The organism is Pseudomonas sp. PICF141, from assembly GCF_002286815.1.
GTDB lineage: Bacteria > Pseudomonadota > Gammaproteobacteria > Pseudomonadales > Pseudomonadaceae > Aquipseudomonas.
This window is the reverse complement of the sequence record NZ_MUNM01000010.1, coordinates 1-18,913: the sequence shown is the minus strand read 5'-3', so window position 1 is coordinate 18,913 and position 18,913 is coordinate 1. Positions and strand designations below refer to the sequence as shown.

The window sequence follows — 18,913 nt, the reverse complement described above, 5'->3', positions numbered from 1 at the left end:
GGAACTCCCGCGGTGAAGTCGGATTATGTCCAGGGTGTGATCACTGGATCAGCGGAACATTTTTCGGTCGCTGGTAAGGGCCGTATTCGACGGGCACCCAGGCGAAGGCTTTTTCGCGACTGCTGATATGCCCGATACCAGGGAAGGGCAAATGAGCACCGGCAACCCAGGTACGGTCATGAGCGACCTGTTTGAACAGTTTTTCGCGCGTCACGATGGCCTGTTTACCCAGGACATCGAAGCCGATGCTCACTTCCGGATGCTGGAACTGCACGGCGAAGCTGTGCACCAGGTCACCCATGAACACAATGCTCTGACCGTTGGAGCTGAACGTGTAACCACTGCTGCCGGGTGTATGGCCGGGCAGGCTGACCGCGGTCACGCCGGGCACCAGCGACTGCTCGGGGGTGAAGGTTTTGAACCGTTGGACGGCGACATAGGGGGCTACCGATTTACGGGCGATCTCGAAGTAGCCACGGGCGTCTTTTGGGGCCTTGTCCAGGTTTTCCTGGCTGAGCCAGTAATCGGCCTCCAGTTTCGCTGCGTAGACGGTGGCGTTGGCGAACACCGGCTCGCCCTTGGCATTGGTCAGGCCGCAGACATGATCGACATGCATGTGGGTGAGCAACACGGTATCCACCTGCTCAGGTTGGTAACCGGCCGCGCGGATGTTATCGGGCAGCCAGCCCGCGGTTTCGCCGAAACAGGCACCGGCACCGGCATCCACCAGCACCAGGTTTTTACCGGTGTTGATCAGGAATGCGTTGAACGCGGTCGGCATGCCTGGGGTAAAAATGAACTTACGTTCGAGCATGGCGCGAATGTCTTTCTGCGAAAGGCCTTTGAGCAGCGTCGGCCCGAGGTCGCTGTAGCCATCGAACAATGCGGTGACTTCGTATTCACCCACCGCCAGGCGCTGATAACCAGGGGCCTGGGTTTGCACTGGCGGCGGTGGCGCCGCCTGGGCTTGATTGCCTGCAAGCGTAAGACTCAGGGCGATCAGTGAGCCCTTGAAGCAGGAGGGAAGGTGCTGGAGGAGACTCATGGCTTGCGTCCTGGTTGCAATAAGAAAGGCGTGAAAAGCGGCTACGCCTGTGCGCAGCCGCTGTCATTGCTTAATGGCCTTCAGAGGCCTGGAACATGGTTTTTGCGTAGATCAGCCCCAGGCCATAGGCGCCGCCATTGGCGATCGAGGTCTTGACGGTTTCCTCGTAGGTTTCGCTGCGAGCCCAGTCACGTTGCAACTCCAGCAGGTATTGCAGTGCTGTCATCGGGCGAGCGCCGAGCTGGATCATGCGTTGCACGGCCATTTCATGGGCTTCGATGGAGACATCGCCACAGGCATCGGCGATGAAGTACACCTCAAAGCCTTGATCGATAGCTGACAGCGCCGGGCCGACGATGCACACGGAGGTCCACAGACCGGCGAGGACGATTTTCTGTTTGCCGAAGGCGTTGACTTCAACGGCGATGCGTTCGTCTTCCCAGGTGTTCATGCTGGTGCGGTCGATCACCTTGTGGTCCGGAAATACGGACTTGATCTCGTCGAAGATCGGGCCAGAGAAGCTTTTTTCGGCGACGGTGGTGAGGATGGTCGATACCTCGAAGCCCCGGGCCGCCTTGGCTACCAGCGCGGCGTTGTTACGCAGGGTGACGGCATCGATCGACTTGGTCGCAAAGGACATCTGCGACTGATGATCGATCATGATCAACGTATGGTCAGTTGGGGTAAGAAGGGTTTTGCCTGGAGCTGCTTTTGCGAGGGCCATGATAGTTTTCCTTGGGTATTGAGTGAGGACTAGTCGGGTTGCTCGACGGCGAGTGCCGTTGGGCTGATAAACAAGTCATCGGGTTGGAATCAGTAGTCGAGGGTATGGTCAGGCATTCCACTGGCCCGCGATTGAACAGGTGTGCTGTGGTTTGGGGTATGTGTGCGATAGCGTGCGGTTTTCGCGACAGGAATGCGGAACACGTATCGGATAACGGCCGTTATGGCGTCACTTGGCGACTGTATGCCGAACTGACCTGGCGGGTCCCGGTGCTTGCTGCACAGACGTGAACACCCGGGCTCAGTGCCGGGGTTGGAGGGCGATCTCGACAGCGGTCAATAACGCATCGCCGGTAAAGGGTTTGCGCAGACATTCACTGGCGCCGTAGCGGCTGGATTCAATCAGGGTCGCTTCATCCCAGTAGGCCGACATGCATATCACCGGAAACTTTATGTCCAGGTGGGCAAGCGCTTGCATGACGTCTATTCCGCTAAGGCCCTTCATTTTCAGATCCAGCAGCAGACAGGCGACGTCATCGAAGTTTTCGAGAGCCAGGAATTCCTCACCCGAAGCGAATACCCGAGAGCGGTAGCCCGCTGACCGGAGCAGATTGGCCAGGCTTCTGCGCACAGACGTGTCATCGTCCACGATGCAGACGATGGTCATGGCATTGCCGGGCAGCGCGGGGGCGGCGCCGCCAGTGCCGATAGTCATGAAGAACCTTGCATGGCTGGCGCCGGCTCCGCGCTGATCAGGCCATACAGGCTGACCAGACTGACCAGAGAACGCGTTTGCATCTTCTCCATGATGTGTTTGCGGTGGACCTTGGCGGTGATTTCACTGGTGCCTAGCCGGTTGGCGATGTGCTTGTTGGACAGCCCGGCGACGATCAGCGGCAGCACTTCGCGCTCACGGGGTGTCAACAGGACCGCCCTTTGACGGGCGCTCTGAATGCGTTGCCACTGCACGAACGCCGTCGCTGCACGCTGACGGGTGGTGCGCAGGATGTCCAGCAACTGATCGTCATTAAAAGGTTTGGTCAGGAATTCCACCGCTCCCGCTTTCATGGCTTGCACCGACATTGGGATGGTGCCGAAACCGGTCATGAAAATGACCGGCCATGGATGCCCGCGTTGTCCGAGCGTCGATTGCAGTTCCAGCCCTGTCGCCTCGGGCAGGCTTATGTCCAGCAACAGGCAAGCGGGGCCGATGCCAAGATCAGCACCAAGCAACTCCTCCGCCGAGGCAAATATGCGGTGCGCGATGCCTTCTGCGCGCAGCAATCGACTGAGCGCTGTGCGCACGGAGGCTTCATCGTCCACGATGAACACCGGCACGCTGTCAGGATCGATCGCCTCCTGATCTTGAGGCGCCAAGGGGCCCGGAACCATCGGATGGAACGAGGGCAGGGGCGGTTCACGTTCTTTCAATAATCGGTAACCTCGGCGCGGGACCGTCTGGATGAGTTGTTTTTCTCCGAGCAATTTGCGCAGCGAAGAAATCTGCACCTGCAGATTATTTTCCTCAACGATGGTGTTGGGCCAGACTTGGGTGATCAATTCGTCTTTACTGACGATCCGGCCATCGGCCTGCATCAGCACGGAGAGAATTTCGAACGCCCGGCCCCCGACACGCAATGGCTGTCCATCACGAAAGGCTTCGCGCCGTTCCAGGGAAATAGTGGCTTGGCCGAGTCGGATCATGCGTTTCTCTGCGCTGCGTTGGGAAAGATGATAGGGACACTTCGGTTCATCAGGTTTACACGCTAGGGGACGGCCCGACATATTGCAATTATCCCGAGGGATAACACGCGTGATTTTCAGGTGCGAAAACCGCCGGCGCAGGGCCTCTCAACGGCCATCATGATGCCGGTTACGGACAAGATCGTACGCCCGCCCTTATCTGGCCAGGACGGTACCTATACTCTCGAAGCTCGCCTGAAACGAATTTTGAGCGGTGATTTTTCATGCCCGGCAGTGCTCCCTCAGCATCCACATCCCACAACCTTGAATTCGTCCACGATGAAGCCTGGCTGGAACGTTGTGTCTTCGCAATGCTGCGTCGGGAAAACGATCTGACCTGGTTCACGCTTCAGGATCCGCAATCGGGCACAGGCTGGATCGCCGCCCGGGCATCGATTCAGCGGCCTGCTACATGCCAGCGGCTGGAGCGTGATTTTCACCTGCGCCTGGATCCGGCCTGGGCGATTGCCCCTGTCGCATTCATCCGCTCGGCCGAAGGTCCCTTGTTGCTTTATCCCTCGTTGCAGACGCCGCTGATGGAGCTGTTCAATGATACCGGGCTGCCACTGGGGCGCTTTCTGGCCATCGCCGTCTCGGCGGCCAATGCGCTTTCCTGTGCGCAAAAAGTGGGGGTGCGACATGCCAGTCTGCAACCTCACCACCTGATGGTGGATGCGGCCAATTCGGTCAAGCTCCTGGGTTTTCACAGCCATTGTGGAGAAGCTCCCGTCGCTGAATTGCCTGGCTTGGAACAATGGCCGTATCTGGCCCCCGAGCAGCTACGGCGCGATGCCAGCTTTGACGCGCGCAGTGATGTCTACGCCCTGTCGACGATTCTTTATCAAGCGCTGACTGGCAAGCTGCCGCTCACGGCCCGAGACCCATCCCAATGGCTGCACGTGCAAGCTGCCGTCCAGCCACAATCACCAGTGATACATGTTGCCGACCTGCCGGAAGGTATCTGTCGAGTGCTGCTCAAAGGCTTGGCTAAAGAGCCGGGTGCCCGCTATCAGAGCGCCGCGTCAATGGCGGCGGATCTGGCCTGGTGCCAACAGCAATGGCGGGAGCATGAGCGCATTGACGCGTTTCGGCTGGGGGCTTTCGATGCGTTGCCTTCCGTGACCCGCGACGGCGCTTTATTCGGTAGAGAGACCGAGCGCGCGCAACTGATTGAACTGATGCATCAGGTAGGCAACGATGGCGTCGCCCGGATCTTGCTGATCGGCGGTGCGCCGGGCGCCGGCAAATCGACGCTGATCCATCAGGGGATTCGCCCCCTGGCGCCCGGCTATTGGGCCAGCGGCAAGAGCAATCTGCTGCAGCAGGAAATTCCTTACGCACCTTTGTCGGAAATTATCAGATCGCTAATGACCCAGTTACTGGGCAAGCCCGCTTTGGAGCTGGAGACGCTTGGCGATCAACTGGTCGAACGGCTAAAAGGGCGGGGCAGGGTTCTGGTGGAACTGGCGCCCGAGGCTGAACTGGTCATCGGTGTCACGCCTGAGCTGCCGAACATGCCGGCCCGGCATGCACTCGATCGTGCCAACCGAACCCTGCTCGATGTACTGGAAGTCTTCGCTCAGCCCGGAAGACCCTTGGTGCTGTTTGTGGATGATGTGCAGTGGGCGGACGATTCGACGCTCTCGTTCCTTCAGGCTTTCATCGATCGGCAGCCCCGGCATCTCGCCCTCGTCCTGGCATACCGCGAGGCCGAGTCGCACGCGCTCGAGGGTGAGGGTGGATTGCTCGAGGTACTCGGAGGTGAGCAATCGGTGCCCTGCACACGCGTCATGCTGGGGCCATTGCCAGTGTCCGCGGTCGCAGAACTGATCGCCGCTGAACTGGAGACTGACACCGCGCGTATTGAAGCGCTCGCACACGTCGTGCATTACAAGACGGCCGGCAACCCACTGTTTGTGAGTCAAGTATTACGGGCGTTGATCGATGAGCGTCTGGTGCGCTTTGACGTGCAATGTCGCCGCTGGGTCTGGAACCAGGAGGAGGTGGACGGTTATCGCTATGCGGACAATGTCGCCGACTTGATGGTGCAGCGACTCGAACGGCTGTCTTCGGTCGAGCGCGACGTGATACGCACGGCCGGCTATGTGGGCGGGCGCTGTGATGAATCGCTGCTGCATCAGCTGGTGCCACATGATCCTGAACAGATCAAACGTGATGTGCAAAGCCTGGTCGATGCTGGGTTTCTGCTGCGCGAGCGCGAGCAACTGGTGTTCCCCCACGACCGTGTACTCGAGGCTGCCTGCCAGCTTCCCGCGCAGTCGGGACGGGCTGCCGAGCATGCCCGCATCGCCGGCGCCATGCTGGATCAGTGGGGCGAGCAGGCACATGAGCGGGTTTTCGAAGTCGCCAGCCAGATCCAGCGTATTGACGTCGATGCACTGCAGGCCCATCGCCGTGCGGCGTTCGTTGAACTGTTGGTCGAAGCCGCCGAACGCGCCAGGGACACTGCCGCTGTCGAGCAGGCCGTGGGTTTTCTGCGCACTGCCGAGAATTTGCTCGGCCAGACGGGTTGGTCAAGCTTCTATGCCCAAGCCTTCGCCACCCAATGGCTGGCTGCCGAGTGCGACATGCTCCTGGCCGATCTGTCCGGCGCCCAACGACGCCTCGACGATTGCCTGTCCCACGCCACCACCGTGCTCGATCGGGCGAAGACCTATCGGTTACGGGCCACCTTGCGCACGCTGCACTCCGATTACGAGGGCGCGATAACCGAGGCTCTGAGCGGTCTGACCCTGTTGGACATTACCCTGCAGCGCAACCCCTCGCAGGAACAGCTGGCCTTGGCGTTTTTCCAGGTACGTGCACTCCTTGGCACACGTCAGATCGCTGATCTGGTGCATTTGCCCAAAGCGAATGACCTGCCTATCGAAGCCGCCATGGAGTTGCTCAGCACGCTGATTTCCTCGTTCTTCGTCAATGACGATATTCGTTTGCTGCATCTGGCGAAAATGGTCGAACTCACGCTGATGCATGGCACCACGCCGAGCTGCGGTTATGGGTTTGCCTGGTTTGGCGTAATGATTGCCGAGCGCTATGGGGAATATGTGGACGGCCTGGCCTATGCCGAAGTGGCCCTTGAACTCACCAACAAGCACGGCTATGAAGCAGGGCGCACAGGTACGCTGGTAGCGCTCGATCAGGTCTGCCCGTGGACCCGGCCGATGGCCTACGCCCGACAGACAGCTTTCGCTGCATTCGAATGTGGTCAGGCTGGCGGCGACCTCGGCATGTCCTGCTATGCCTGCAACCACATCGGCTCCGACCTGCTGTTCATGGGCGAACCCTTGCAAGAGGTGTTGAACCAACTGGATCAGGGCTTGGCCTGGGTAAGTCAATTCCATTACATCGACATCGAGCGCATCCTGCTGGCGCAACAGGCCTTCGCTACCGATCTGCGAGAAGGGCGTACGCACCGGCCGTTGGCCGAACTGGACGGCACGGAATATGACAGGTTCGGCCCCATCGATCGCCGTAGCGTGTCACAAACGACCCTGTTCTGTTCGTGGCTGTATTCCGCCATGTCGGCGTTTCACTTCGGTGATATCCCTTACGCATTGCGACGTTTTGAAGAAGCCGCGGTGCTGGCCTGGTCCATTCCGGCGCATATCAATCTCGCGGATTACTACCTGTTCTACAGTCTGGCGCTGGGCAGTGCGCAGGCGCCCGGCGAGGTGGTCGAAAAGCTGCAAAAGCTCGAGCGGCAACGTCAGCGTTTTCTGTCATGGGTTGAGCTCAACCCGACGACCTTTCGCAGCAAGCTGCTGATGATCGAAGGGGTAATCGCCCGTTTGCGCGGTCAGGAACTGGTGGCCATCCGCTGCTTCGATCAGTCACAGATCGCCGCGGCGGCGGCCGGTTTCATCCATGATCAGGCGTTGGCCCACGAACAACTGGCCGACATCTGCTTACCTAACGGACTGGTATCCGGCGCCAACCACCATCTGCGCGTCGCGCGCGACTGTTATAACCAGTGGGGCGCCTGCGGCAAGGCACGTCAGATGGAAACCTTGCACCCGTTTCTGCGGGCTGAGCCATCGTTCGAGCCGGCCCGGCCCGTGACTCAGGTACGGCTCGATCTTGAAGTAGGGATCGAGGCGGCGCGTGCGCTTTCGCAAGAAGTGCTGCTCGACCGTCTGGTCGAAACCTTGATGAATCACCTTATGATTCAGGCCGGTGCCGACAATGGCGTTCTGATGATCGCCAGCGGTGCCGAACTGCAACTGGCGGCGACGGCCTGTGTCGAGGCCTGTAACGTGCGAGTCGCACTGGACACTCGGCAACCACTCGAGCAGTTGGCGCCGGCCTCGGTACTCAACGCGACCATGCGTACCTGCATACCTCTGGTGATTGATGATGCCCGAGCCGATTGTCCTGAGGCTCACATTGCCGATCTGCAACAGCGCCAGACGCGTTCCATGTTATGCCTGCCGTTGCTCAAACAAGGTGCGTTGATCGGTCTGGTCTATCTGGAAAACAGCCTGGTCCCCAATCTGTTCGGCGCCGAGCGCCTGACCATCCTGGAAATTCTCGCCTCTCAGGCCGCCGTGTCATTGCAGACCGCCCGGCTGTATGCGCAGTTGGTGGAGGACAACCAGCTGCGCGCGCAGATGGAAGCGGATTTGCGCAGCTCCCGGGCTGAGCTGGCCTGTAGCTCGCACCTCAAGGTCATGGGGGAGCTTTCGGCTTCGATTGCCCATGAGATCAGCCAGCCGCTGCTGGGCATCTTGTCCAACGCCTCGGCCAGCCTTCGCTGGCTCAAGCGTGATCAGCCCGATCTGGAAGAAGCCATTCAGGGGCTGGAAGACATTCGGTCTGACAGCGCCCGCGCCGCCGACATTGTCCAGGCGTTGCGCGCGCTCGCCAAGCAAGCGCCGTTGCAACGGTTGCCCGTGCAAATCGACGAGTTGATCGGTGAGGTCGTGCGCCTGATCGCCATCGACTTGGCAAACCGCGACGTACGATTGCAAACCCGACTCAAGGCGCAATGCCTTGTGTGGATCGATGCGGTGCAGATCCAACAGGTGGTGTTCAACCTCATCACCAATGCGCTGGAGGCCATCGCCGGAGCCGGGTTGGCGCAAGGGCGCATTATCATCAGTTCAACGGTCAAGGATGATCACGCCCAGATCTGCTTCCAGGACAACGGTCCCGGCATTGACGCGCAGCAGCGTGAGCAGATCTTCGATGCGTTCTACACCACCAAAGCCAGCGGCATGGGAATGGGGCTGGCCATTTGCAGGTCGGTGATTGGCGCGCACGGCGGGACGCTGAACGTTCAGGACAGCGAGAAGGGCGCCCGGATTTGCTTCAACCTGCCACTGACACCGGCCAGCGCCGGATAAAAAAGGCCGCGCAAGCGGCCAAAGGGAGGAGTTCATTTGTCGACCTCGATCAGTTCCACGCGTGCAGTTCCTGCACGCGCGACTGTCCCGCGCCGTCGACCAGGCTGTCGCTGATTCTCCAGTCAGGTATGTCCCGATCGATCACTGGCGGCTGAAAATGGCTCGTTGCATGTTCAAAGGCCCGGCGCCATGCCTTGGGTGTCATCCCTTCCAGGCGGGTGAAGGTGCGGGTGAAATGCGAGTGGTCCGCAAAACCGCATTCATAAACCACCTCGGTGATCGGTATTGAGCGGCTTAGCAGGATTTTGGCTTTTTTGATTTTCATCCTCAAAATCCAGCCTTGAGGCGAGTAGCCAGTAACCTTCTTGAAGGCCCGGGAAAAATGGCTGCGTGACAGGTTGCAGTGTTCGGCAATATCGCCGATGCGCACGCAGCTGCTTATGTCACGCAACATCAGTTCCTTGGCGCGGCGCTCCTGCCAGCTGGACAGGGCACCCAGAGGTCGCGCAAGGGTACTTGGGATGTCTGAATCTACCGATTGCGGGTTCATGGCAGCTCTCCTGATCGTTCAGGAAAGTTTCTCTGCCGGGGACATTTAAAGTCCTTAAGCAAACCTTAAGAGTTATGAAACACCGGGTTCCGGCCCTCGCTGTCGCCCGTTTCTCGCCATCTTTTCCCTAGCGCGTTTAAGTCGAGAGCAATAACAGCTGGGCCTCGGGGAGCACAGGGCTGACCCGATGTTATTTTTGTTCAGCGTTGTGTTCGGGACACGTGGCGTGGCTGTGGGTAAAGTCAGCACCGCTTGCCCGGCCTCGTGTGTATTCAGATGGATTACTGAATGGCCAGCACTTGGTCAGGGTGGGCACCACATTACATTCCAGCGTGCGACCGACCCGATGGATATTCAGAGCAAATAACCAGCGGCGTGTCCGGGATGGTTGTCTTGCCCTGCGGTAATGAGGTGCAACGGAATATGTTGTTGTTCATCGATAGAGGGGATTTCGAAACTTCCCACTATTTGAGGGTGTCGCTCACTCAACCCGGTCGACTCTGCTTCTTTTGCCTTAGCCATTCTCGCGTGGTTCGCTGCGATTTCATTGAGAGTTGACACGTTACATCTCCAGAGGACTGACCAAGCGTATCGCTGGCATCCCAAGCATTGATTTAATTGCCGCCGCGTCAGAATTGCGTCGTTTCGAGGCTGCTACGTCCCGCCTTTGCAATGCCTGAGCCAGACAGGGCGCGTATGGCGTGCCGCGTTTTTATAGGCGACGAATGGTTATGAGACCGCAAGGCTTCCCTCGAAAAAGCCATTTGTGTTAGCGACAACGTGCACACACTTTCACAGTTGAAGGTTAACTATTAGTTACAAAGTGCGGCTAATATGCCATTTTTCGATCTCGTGCCGTCCATCGGCATGGCTCAAGAATGCGCCATCGGGACGCAGTCTGTTCACTTCTGACGTGTGACGATTTTCGTGAAACTTATCATTGCCGCTATTTATGTCCTCTCCATCGCGTATGTTCACTTGCGCGGAAAGGTGCGCCACAAATTAGGCCGTCAACTAAGCGACCACTCCACGTTTCTGGCACCGGTCAATTGCTTCCTTTATCTGTTCTCCAAAACGCCCAACCAGCCTTATATAAATCCGGCCGACTTTCCCGATTTGAGCCCTTTGCAGGCTCATTGGGAGGAGATTCGCGCCGAAGGCCGGAATTTGCTCAGGGCCGGTGAGATCAAACGGTCCAATCAGTACGATGACGTTGGTTTCAACTCGTTTTTCAAAAGTGGCTGGAAGCGTTTTTACCTCAAATGGTACGGCGACAGTCACCCGTCCGCCGCAAAGCTCTGCCCGCGTACGACTGAACTGGTGCAAAACATCGGCTCGATCAAGGCCGCGATGTTCGCCGAACTGCCGCCGGGTTCGAAACTGGTCCGCCACCGCGATCCGTATGCCGGTTCTTACCGTTATCACTTGGGGCTGGATACTCCGAACGATGCCGGTTGCTACATCAACGTCGACGGTGAGAACTACCATTGGCGCGATGGTGAAGCGGTGATGTTCGATGAGACCTTCATTCATTACGCCGAAAACACCACTGCGCAGAATCGCATCATTCTGTTCTGTGACATCGAGCGGCCGATGAAGTATCGCTGGGCGGCGGCGTTCAACCGTTGGTTCAGCCGCACGGTGATGGCGGCGGCGGGCGCGCCGAACGACGCCGGCGACAAGGTCGGTGGTATCAACCGCTTGTTCGCCAGGATCTACACGATTCGCCTGCGCGGCAAAGCGCTGAAGAAGCGTAACCGTACTCGCTACTACCTGGAGAAATGGGCGGTTTTTGGTGGGTTGCTGGCGATTTTTATTTTGATCTGAGTTGAGGTGTGGCGCATGACGCCATCGCGGGCAAGCCCGCTCCCACAAGATCCGCGTCTAATACGAACGCCGCCGGACCTGTGGGAGCGGGCTTGCCCGCGAAGAGGCCGGTATTTTCCCTGCAAAACTTATGGATGTTCCGGGAGGTCAGCCGCTCGACCGCTTCGTGGTTTTTTTCTGCGCAGTAGGTTTGGCTTTAGTAGCCGCTTTACCACCGCCCTTGCCACCCAGGCTGCGCTTGAGCAGTTCAGTCAGATCGATAACATCGGCCGTCTTGCGCTCCTCTTCACCCGAAACGGTTTCAACGGTTTCGATCTTGCCTTCATGAGCCTTCGTCTCGACCAGCGCCATGATCTTGTCTTCGAAGCTGTCGCGGTACTCCTCAGGCGTCCAGTCAGCGCTCATGTCCTCCACCAGCCGTTTGGCCATGTCGAGCTCACCTTTGGCCAGATCCGGCTTGGTCACTTCACTGCCCAGTTCCAGCTGAGCAAGGCTGCGCACTTCGGCGGGCCAGCGCAGCTTCACCAGCACCATGGCTGATTCCAGCGGCATGAGGGCCGCCAGGTACTGGCGGGTATGCAGAACAACGCGGGCCAGGGCGACCTTGTTGGTTTGGCTGAGGGTTTCGCGTAACAGCGCATAGACCTTGCCGCCGCGTCTGTCCGGGGCCAGGTAATAAGGCGTATCGATGTTTTGCAGAGGGATTTGCTCGCTGTCGACAAAGGCGAAGATGTCGATGGTTTGGGTCGACACCGGATGGGCCGAGCGAATCTCTTCTTCGCTAAGCACCACGTAACGCCCTTTTTCGTACTGAACGCCTTTGACGATGTGCTCCTTGGTGACTTCCTTGCCAGTGACTTTGTTGACGCGCTTATAGCCCACCGGTTCCATGCTGCGGCTGTCGAGCCAGTCAAAATCCACCCCGTGGGAAGACGTCGCCGACACCAGCGACACGGGGATGTGCACCAGACCGAAACTGATTGCGCCTTTCCAGATTGCCCGTGCCATCGTCGTGCTCTCGTCAGTCGATTGATGTTCAGGTGACCTGTGGCCAAGGGCAAAAGTTTCAGTCGGGCGGCGGCCCGGTCCTGCGGGCGGATCGGTGGTGCGGTTAACTCGTGTTACATGTTGTGGGGGAGGTTTTAGTTAACAAATCCGAACCCTGGGCGTAGCGTGGCTCTATTCATCCATGAAGCGTGGCACGCTCAATGAGAGGTCCCCCATGAAGCGATGTGTGCTCGGTGTCATCGTGCTGGCATTAAGTGGCATGCTAAGCCCTTTGGCGCTGGCAGACGCCCGATCATTGTCTTCGCCCTGGCTGCTGGCGCAGAACCTGCCGGGAAGCAACAACAATCCCTATAACAGCCCGATTCGCCGGGCCAATCCCAACAGCATGCAAGGCACGCAACCCAATATCCCGGTAATCCGCGGGCCAAATACGGTGCCTGTGCCACGACCGCCAACGCTTGATAATGGCGGCATCGGCAATCGCTATCCGCAAGATCGCCAGGCTCCCACCGGCCAACCGAAATTCATTCCCAATCCACCCCCTCGGGACTCGAACCGCAACTACCGTTGAACCAGCCCTATTGACGACAAAAGGAATCGTGCATGTTGCGTAAAGCCCTCTTGGCCTCTTTCTGTGCCAGCGCCTTGTTAACGGTGACGGCGCTCGTCTTTGCAGCACCAACACAGGATTTTAAAAGCGAGCAGGGCACCCTTGAGCTCACGCCGATCGTTAAAGGCCTGGACCACCCCTGGGCGCTGGCGTTTTTGCCTGACCGCCAAGGGATGCTGGTGACCGAACGGCCCGGCAACCTGCGACTGATCAGCGCCGACGGCAAACTTTCGGGGCCGCTCAATGGCGTGCCTCAGGTCTGGGCCAAGGGCCAAGGCGGATTGCTCGATGTGGCGTTGTCGCCCGATTTCAAACAAGACCGCATGGTCTATCTGTCTTACGCCGAAGGGGGGGGGGAGGGCGGTAAAGCCGGCACAGCGGTCGGTCGTGCAAGGTTGTCGGATGACCTGACAGCGCTCAAGGATTTCAGGGTGATCTTCCGTCAAGAGCCCAAGCTCTCCCTTGGTAATCATTTCGGCTCACGACTGGTGTTCGACCGCGACGGCTATCTGTTCATCACCCTGGGCGAAAATAATGACCGGCCCACAGCGCAAGATCTGGACAAACTGCAAGGCAAGATCGTGCGGCTCTATCCCGATGGCAAGGTGCCCAAAGACAATCCCTTTGTAGGGCAAAAAGGCGTTCGCCCGGAAATCTGGTCTTACGGCCAACGCAACCCGCAAGGCGCGGCGCTCAACCCCTGGAGCGGCACGCTGTGGGAAAACGAGCACGGTCCGCGGGGCGGCGACGAGATCAACATCATCGAGCGTGGCAAAAATTACGGCTGGCCAATGGCAACCCACGGCATCAACTATTCCGGCCTGCCGGTCCCGGAAGCCAAGGGCGAAACCGCCGAAGGTACCGTCGGTCCGCACCATGTCTGGGAAAAATCCCCCGGCCTCAGCGGCATGGCCTTCTATGACGGCGATCGCTTCAAGGCCTGGCAGCACAACGTGTTTATCGGCGCGCTGGTGAGTCAGGAACTGATTCGCCTGCAATTGAAGGATGACAAGGTTGTTCATGAAGAGCGGTTGCTGGGTGAACTCAACAAACGGATTCGTGACGTACGGCAGGGGCCGGATGGTTATTTGTATTTACTGACCGATGAGGATGACGGTGTGCTGTACAAGTTGGGGGTGAAGTAAACGGGCTTGCCTAAAGCTTTAGTCAACTGTCGGTTCAGACCGAGTCGCGCTCACGGAGTTTTTCCGCTCTTGAAGCCCTCGCACCACGAGATACAGTAACGGCCCGATAGACACAAAAACCGCCGTCACCACCAGATAGGGAACCACCGACAACCCTGACTGCCCACGCTGGCGCGCATCCTTGTACATCCAGATACCGGCAAGCGTCGCCAACAGGTATAAATCGATCACCACCTGCGCGGTATCGGGCCGCGACATCAGGCTGATGCCGAAGTCGAGCAGCGACTGCTCCGCCTGCAGCATCACCGAAACGGTGTAGCCGGCGAAGGCGATCAGGGCGATGAGGGGCAGGGCGACAGACTTCATGGTTTCCTTCCTTGGGGCAATGAGCGGAATCGCCAGCCTACAGCGACCTTTGAAAATTGGCCATTGACTTGCCATTAGCGTCCGGCTAATTTCCAGCCATGACTTCCACCGTATTGCGCTGCCAGCCAAGCATTATTACCGCCATTCCTTATTTGGCGGGCTAGCTCACGACTGCAGCACCCAACCCGCCCTAGAGGCGGGTTTTTACTTTCTGTCTCTTGGGTTTTGAGCTTACCGGGCGCACGCAACCGGCGTAGAAGCTGCCGAAGGTTGCGATCTTTTGATCTTGAAAAGCAAAGATCGCAGCCTTCGGCAGCTCCTACACCGACCGTGTAAACCCGGATACCAAGGAGACGACCATGAGCAGCACCCCCGCCCAGCAGCGCTTGCTTGAGCACTACGTGAAAAAGATCCTCGCCGCGCCGGTTTACGAACTTGCCGTGCGCACGCCGTTGCAAGCGGCGCCGGCCTTGTCCGAGGCGTTGGGCAATCAGATCCTGCTCAAGCGCGAAGACTTGCAACCGACCTTTTCCTTCAAGATCCGTGGCGCCTACAACAAACTGGTCAATCTGAGCGATGAACAGAAGGCTCGTGGCGTGATCACAGCCTCGGCGGGCAATCATGCCCAAGGCGTCGCGTTGGCGGCTCGCGAGCTGGGGATCGGCGCTACCATCGTCATGCCCTGTACGACCCCGGAATTGAAGGTGCTGGGTGTTCGCAGTCGAGGCGCCGAAGCGCTGCTGCACGGGGAAAGTTTTCCGTTTGCCCTGGAATACGCGCTGAGCCTGGCGCAGCAAACCGGCCGCACCTTTGTCTCGCCCTTCGACGACCCGGACGTGATCGCGGGGCAGGGCACCGTCGCCATGGAAATCCTGCGCCAGCACCAAGGGCCGCTGGACGCGATTTTCGTTCCGGTGGGCGGTGGAGGCTTGATCGCCGGCATCGCCGCGTACGTCAAATACCTGCGCCCCGAAATCCGCATCATCGGCGTCGAGTCGGAACATTCCGCTTGCTTGCAGGCCGCATTACAGGCCGGCGAACGGGTTGTGCTGCCAACCGTTGGCACCTTCGCCGATGGCGTGGCGGTCGCTCAGATCGGCGCCCATGGATTCGAGGTCTGTCGGTTCTGCGTCGACGAAGTAATGACCGTCAGCAATGACGAACTTTGTGCCGCTATCAAGAACATCTACGACGATACCCGCTCGATCACCGAACCTTCCGGCGCCCTGGCCGTGGCCGGAATCAAACGGTACGTGGCACGAACCGGCGCCCGTGGTCAGACCCTGGTTGCCATTGATTCGGGGGCGAATATCAATTTTGACAGTTTGCGGCACGTAGCCGAACGCGCCGCGTTGAGCGGCGTGTCGGCGTGAGGGCTGTTCCGATTATTCCTGAACAGCGTTCTCGACATGGCTCGATGCCGACCAGAGCCGGTAGCGCACTTCAATATCCTTGGGCACGTAGAGAACGATCGGCAATTTGCTGTTGTATCGCAGTCTGAAACCGTCACCGACGACCGGCACGAATTCCTTTTTGCGCTTGCCATCCGGGCAGGCCATCAGCGTACTCATGGGGCCGGTGACTTTTTCCAGCCGATAAAACGGGTAGCCCCAGCCCTCAAGGTTCTTTTCCTCAAGCTTGCCGCCCAGGCGCTGACGGTTGCAGTCGACGGTCAGAGTCTTGCCGGCCAGGATCTCGACTTGATAACCGTCTTCCTGTTGTTGCGGGGCGAGGTGAATGACCTGGCGGGTAAAACCGCTCTCAGGCTTGGGATACGGCGCGACGTCTTCGAGGGTTGCGGCGTGGGCTACGGACGACAAAATGGCAACTATCAGCCCGACGGTCGTGTTAAGCGGCAAAGCACCCATGATGCCTCCTTGCGTGTGTGTGGGGTCAGCGGATACTGAATGGATGGGCCGCATTCTCACTGCCGTCCTCAGCCAATGCAAACCCACCATCGGGGTGTTTGCAAAATGCAGGTCTTGAAGCAGACCTTTCTTGCATTTTGCATGACGCGATGTATTGCCATTTCTCCCAAACCCTTGATTTACCGACGAGGCGCAGAGCGAAATCCGGGGCATGTTTTATGCTGAAGCTGTCTTGAGCTGGCCACGATTCTTACTGAGTCAGCGCTTAAAACAAGAAGACGGTTGGGACATCGGAACAATGAGGTTCCCCCAAGGAAGAAAAACAACGAGCAATTTGAGCTCCGACCGACATTGATTTTTGATTGGCAATCTCACAAACCGAGAGGGTGGCCATGTTTCTTTCTGCCTTGGAACTCCGCAATATCGTTGAAAGCAGCTTTCTCCCGAAACGCTGCCAATGCACGCTGTCGCCGGACCTGTCGATGACCGTCAAGGTGTATTCGGACGTCGAGACTGACCATCTCGACCTGCTCGTCACCGGCATAGACGCCCATCGCCTCAACGGGTGCCGGGAAATCAACAATCTGATCGCCGAGTTACGCTCCGACCTTGCGCGCAATACACACAACCCGCTATTGCAGCCGACGTCAAAAGCTCATTAACCGGCGGTTTCACCCAGTTCGATCGATACGCGCCGGGTCTGGATAAACCCCAGACCCAGCGCCCATTCCACCAGGGTCACCAGAACCCTGACAGGCCTACTGTCAGTTCTGATAGCTGCACGCGTCAGACAGTTTTTGGTACGTAATCTCCGCAGGCATACCCGACTTGTCGATGTACTTCATGTTGGCCGTCACCACTTTACATTCATGCGTTTGCGGTTCAGTCAGGGAAATGACCTTGGCCACCTGCAGCTGCATGCCGTAGTGATAAGGCACCGCCTGGGAGGATGATGTCTCGTCTGCCTGAACAAACCCGGCGAATGCGGTGCAGGCGAGGGCGGTGGTAATCAGCAGTGTTCGTGTGTTCATGGTGAGTCTCCAGCGCAGCGGGAAGTCAATTCGACAAAGAACGTCGAACCTGCCGCACTGGGCGTCAGAGGGAGCTGAGGGCGTGCGGTCCAGTAAAGCTTTGGACCGTGGGGTTAAGCGATGGTTAACCGACTTGCGTGCCGCCTGTCGTGAGGAGTTTCTGACAGAGGTTTCGTGTCGGTAAAAAAACTGCGGGAGCTTCGGCTCGTTCCTACAAGCTTGGACGCTTTGTCGTCTTTCGGCGCTTGGCCTATAGCGATTACTGTTTGGCATCGCTGCAAAATCAGCGAACAGGTTTGGTCACCTGATATCCCGCATACATATGTGCCATCATTCGCCCTACGGACATCTTTGTCTTCGTGGTGCGTTGTTATGGCGGCTGTGTGCTGGACGCCTTCGGGCGAGCCGATTTGCGGGTTATCGGTTGACCAAGCCTGTACACAGTCCGCCTCCATCGTTTGGTCACGGAGCTGGCGGTTACTTAACTAACGTTTGAGTAATTCTTATGCCAACGTTCAACCCGTTTCCTGTTCGTTATCGTTCAATCAAAAGCAGCATTACCGACTCAAATCCCCTGGTCATCGACACAGAAGCCACGCAAGACATTCTCGAAGCCGCGTTACAGCGTATCCGAGCCTCCAGCCAGTTACTTGAAACACTCCACTCGATGACGGGGCCGTACCCATTGACAATAATTGGGCCGAGAACCAGATTCGGCCGTGGGCCTTGGGTCGCAAAAACTGGCTCTTCGCAGGGTCACTACGCAGCGGCAAACGGGCGGCGGTGATCATGAGCCTGATCCAGTCGGCGCGACTCAACGGGCATGATCCGTATGCTTATTTGAAGGACGTCCTCACTCGCCTGCCTACGCAGCGGGCCAGTGAGATTATGGAGCTGCTACCTCATCGATGGGTGCTTGCTCAATGAGTCCGTTTTTTAACGGACTTTTCGAAAACTTTCCCAGGAGGGATCAATGGTAGATAAAGCGCACGAGTACGAAGTCCAGGTAACTTGGGCCGGCAACAACGGGACAGGAACGTCATCTTATCGGGGTTACAGCCGGGCGCACGTAATCGCAGCTAACGGCAAAATACCAATTGAGGGGTCGTCCGATCCCAGTTTTCGAGGAGACCCCACGCGCTGGAATCCCGAGGAATTGCTCTTGGCATCCTTATCTGCGTGCCACAAGCTTTGGTACCTTGGCCTTTGCGCTGAGGCCGGGATCGTTGTGGTGGCCTACGAGGACAACGCTCAAGGAACAATGGTCGAGGAGAGCAACGGCGCTGGTCAGTTCACCTCAGTTATTTTGAGGCCGAAAGTGATCCTGGCATCGGGGTCTGAGATCGCAAAAGCTCAGACGCTGCACAAAATAGCTCATGAAAAATGCTTCATTGCTCGTTCGGTAAACTTTCCAGTCAGCCACGCACCCGAAATATCGATAAGCCCAGGCGCCTAGTTAGCCAGAGAAGGTGTCCGCATAGTCGGGCACCCTCTCAAAGTCTACATAACTGCCTAGATGACATTGCCGGACGCTTACTTTGGGTTTCGGGTGTTCCAGGGCGGGGCGGTAATGCGCGTCCCACGGCGTGGCGAGGAAGCGGTTGCGGTAGCCCTGGTGGAAGTCGTCCTTGTTA

The 18,913-nt window shown here is 58.2% G+C and carries 16 protein-coding genes and 3 pseudogenes; 8 read left to right on the top strand and 11 right to left on the bottom strand.

The annotated features are described in order from the left end of the window. Positions 1 to 40: 40 nt before the first annotated feature. The 4 genes from BZL43_RS00465 to BZL43_RS00450 form a co-directional block, all read right to left on the bottom strand. Positions 41 to 1,045 carry an MBL fold metallo-hydrolase gene (locus BZL43_RS00465; protein WP_095630510.1) on the bottom strand — a complete coding sequence of 335 codons (1,005 nt, stop codon included), beginning with the start codon at positions 1,043 to 1,045 and terminating at the stop codon, positions 41 to 43. A 70-nt stretch (positions 1,046 to 1,115) separates the two neighbouring features. After that, the gene (locus BZL43_RS00460) at positions 1,116 to 1,769 is read right to left on the bottom strand and encodes a hydrolase (RefSeq protein WP_095630509.1); all 654 of its coding nucleotides are present in this window, start codon (positions 1,767 to 1,769) and stop codon (positions 1,116 to 1,118) included. 300 nt (positions 1,770 to 2,069) lie between these two features. Continuing rightward, positions 2,070 to 2,435, bottom strand: a complete 366-nt coding sequence (locus BZL43_RS00455) for a response regulator transcription factor (RefSeq protein ID WP_095630527.1) — start codon at positions 2,433 to 2,435, stop codon at positions 2,070 to 2,072. A 44-nt stretch (positions 2,436 to 2,479) separates the two neighbouring features. Beyond that, positions 2,480 to 3,472 carry a response regulator gene (locus BZL43_RS00450; RefSeq protein WP_095630508.1) on the bottom strand — a complete coding sequence of 331 codons (993 nt, stop codon included), beginning with the start codon at positions 3,470 to 3,472 and terminating at the stop codon, positions 2,480 to 2,482. Between the two features lie 350 nt (positions 3,473 to 3,822). Here BZL43_RS00450 and BZL43_RS00445 point away from each other — a divergent pair, with 350 nt between their 5' ends. Further along, entirely contained in the window at positions 3,823 to 8,874 is a 5,052-nt protein-coding gene (locus tag BZL43_RS00445; RefSeq protein WP_095630507.1) for an AAA family ATPase, read from the top strand. 49 nt (positions 8,875 to 8,923) lie between these two features. Here the strand turns inward: BZL43_RS00445 and BZL43_RS00440 are convergent, their stop codons facing one another. Both BZL43_RS00440 and BZL43_RS00435 read right to left on the bottom strand, forming a co-directional pair. After that, entirely contained in the window at positions 8,924 to 9,424 is a 501-nt protein-coding gene (locus tag BZL43_RS00440; protein WP_095630506.1) for a helix-turn-helix transcriptional regulator, read from the bottom strand. Positions 9,425 to 9,778: 354 nt separating this feature from the next. Then, positions 9,779 to 9,985: a hypothetical protein gene (locus tag BZL43_RS00435; protein ID WP_095630505.1), complete on the bottom strand. Its 207-nt coding sequence runs from the start codon at positions 9,983 to 9,985 to the stop codon at positions 9,779 to 9,781. 366 nt (positions 9,986 to 10,351) lie between these two features. On the opposite strand from BZL43_RS00435, the gene lpxO reads away from it, so the two are divergent. Continuing rightward, positions 10,352 to 11,251, top strand: a complete 900-nt coding sequence (gene lpxO / locus BZL43_RS00430; protein ID WP_095630526.1) for a lipid A hydroxylase LpxO — start codon at positions 10,352 to 10,354, stop codon at positions 11,249 to 11,251. Positions 11,252 to 11,398: 147 nt separating this feature from the next. On the opposite strand, the gene BZL43_RS00425 is transcribed toward lpxO, so the two are convergent. Next, positions 11,399 to 12,259 (bottom strand): Ku protein, encoded by an 861-nt coding sequence (locus BZL43_RS00425; RefSeq protein ID WP_095630504.1) that lies wholly within the window; start codon positions 12,257 to 12,259, stop codon positions 11,399 to 11,401. 214 nt (positions 12,260 to 12,473) lie between these two features. Here BZL43_RS00425 and BZL43_RS00420 point away from each other — a divergent pair, with 214 nt between their 5' ends. Both BZL43_RS00420 and BZL43_RS00415 read left to right on the top strand, forming a co-directional pair. Beyond that, positions 12,474 to 12,830, top strand: coding sequence for a hypothetical protein (locus tag BZL43_RS00420; RefSeq protein WP_095630503.1), 357 nt, complete (start codon positions 12,474 to 12,476; stop codon positions 12,828 to 12,830). Positions 12,831 to 12,862: 32 nt separating this feature from the next. Then, entirely contained in the window at positions 12,863 to 14,014 is a 1,152-nt protein-coding gene (locus tag BZL43_RS00415) for a PQQ-dependent sugar dehydrogenase (RefSeq protein ID WP_095630502.1), read from the top strand. An 18-nt stretch (positions 14,015 to 14,032) separates the two neighbouring features. Here the strand turns inward: BZL43_RS00415 and BZL43_RS00410 are convergent, their stop codons facing one another. Continuing rightward, the gene (locus BZL43_RS00410; RefSeq protein ID WP_095630501.1) at positions 14,033 to 14,380 is read right to left on the bottom strand and encodes a DUF2834 domain-containing protein; all 348 of its coding nucleotides are present in this window, start codon (positions 14,378 to 14,380) and stop codon (positions 14,033 to 14,035) included. A 359-nt stretch (positions 14,381 to 14,739) separates the two neighbouring features. Here BZL43_RS00410 and ilvA point away from each other — a divergent pair. Beyond that, positions 14,740 to 15,735, top strand: a pseudogene (gene ilvA / locus BZL43_RS00405) (threonine ammonia-lyase, biosynthetic); the annotation flags it as partial. A gap of 30 nt (positions 15,736 to 15,765) precedes the next feature. Here ilvA and eco read toward each other — a convergent pair. Further along, entirely contained in the window at positions 15,766 to 16,248 is a 483-nt protein-coding gene (gene eco / locus BZL43_RS00400; protein WP_095630499.1) for a serine protease inhibitor ecotin, read from the bottom strand. Between the two features lie 392 nt (positions 16,249 to 16,640). Between eco and BZL43_RS00395 the strand changes: the two genes are divergently transcribed. Beyond that, positions 16,641 to 16,910: a DUF1652 domain-containing protein gene (locus BZL43_RS00395; protein WP_095630498.1), complete on the top strand. Its 270-nt coding sequence runs from the start codon at positions 16,641 to 16,643 to the stop codon at positions 16,908 to 16,910. A 102-nt stretch (positions 16,911 to 17,012) separates the two neighbouring features. Here the strand turns inward: BZL43_RS00395 and BZL43_RS00390 are convergent, their stop codons facing one another. Continuing rightward, positions 17,013 to 17,279, bottom strand: a complete 267-nt coding sequence (locus BZL43_RS00390) for a DUF2790 domain-containing protein (protein WP_095630497.1) — start codon at positions 17,277 to 17,279, stop codon at positions 17,013 to 17,015. Positions 17,280 to 17,942: 663 nt separating this feature from the next. On the opposite strand from BZL43_RS00390, the pseudogene BZL43_RS00385 reads away from it, so the two are divergent. Beyond that, positions 17,943 to 18,206: pseudogene (locus BZL43_RS00385) on the top strand (transposase domain-containing protein); the annotation flags it as partial. Between the two features lie 46 nt (positions 18,207 to 18,252). Next, on the top strand, positions 18,253 to 18,735 hold the full coding sequence (locus BZL43_RS00380; protein ID WP_095630496.1) for an OsmC family protein: 483 nt from the start codon (positions 18,253 to 18,255) through the stop codon (positions 18,733 to 18,735). Positions 18,736 to 18,813: 78 nt separating this feature from the next. On the opposite strand, the pseudogene BZL43_RS28735 reads toward BZL43_RS00380, so the two are convergent. Further along, positions 18,814 to 18,913 (bottom strand): annotated as a pseudogene (locus BZL43_RS28735) (hypothetical protein); the annotation flags it as partial.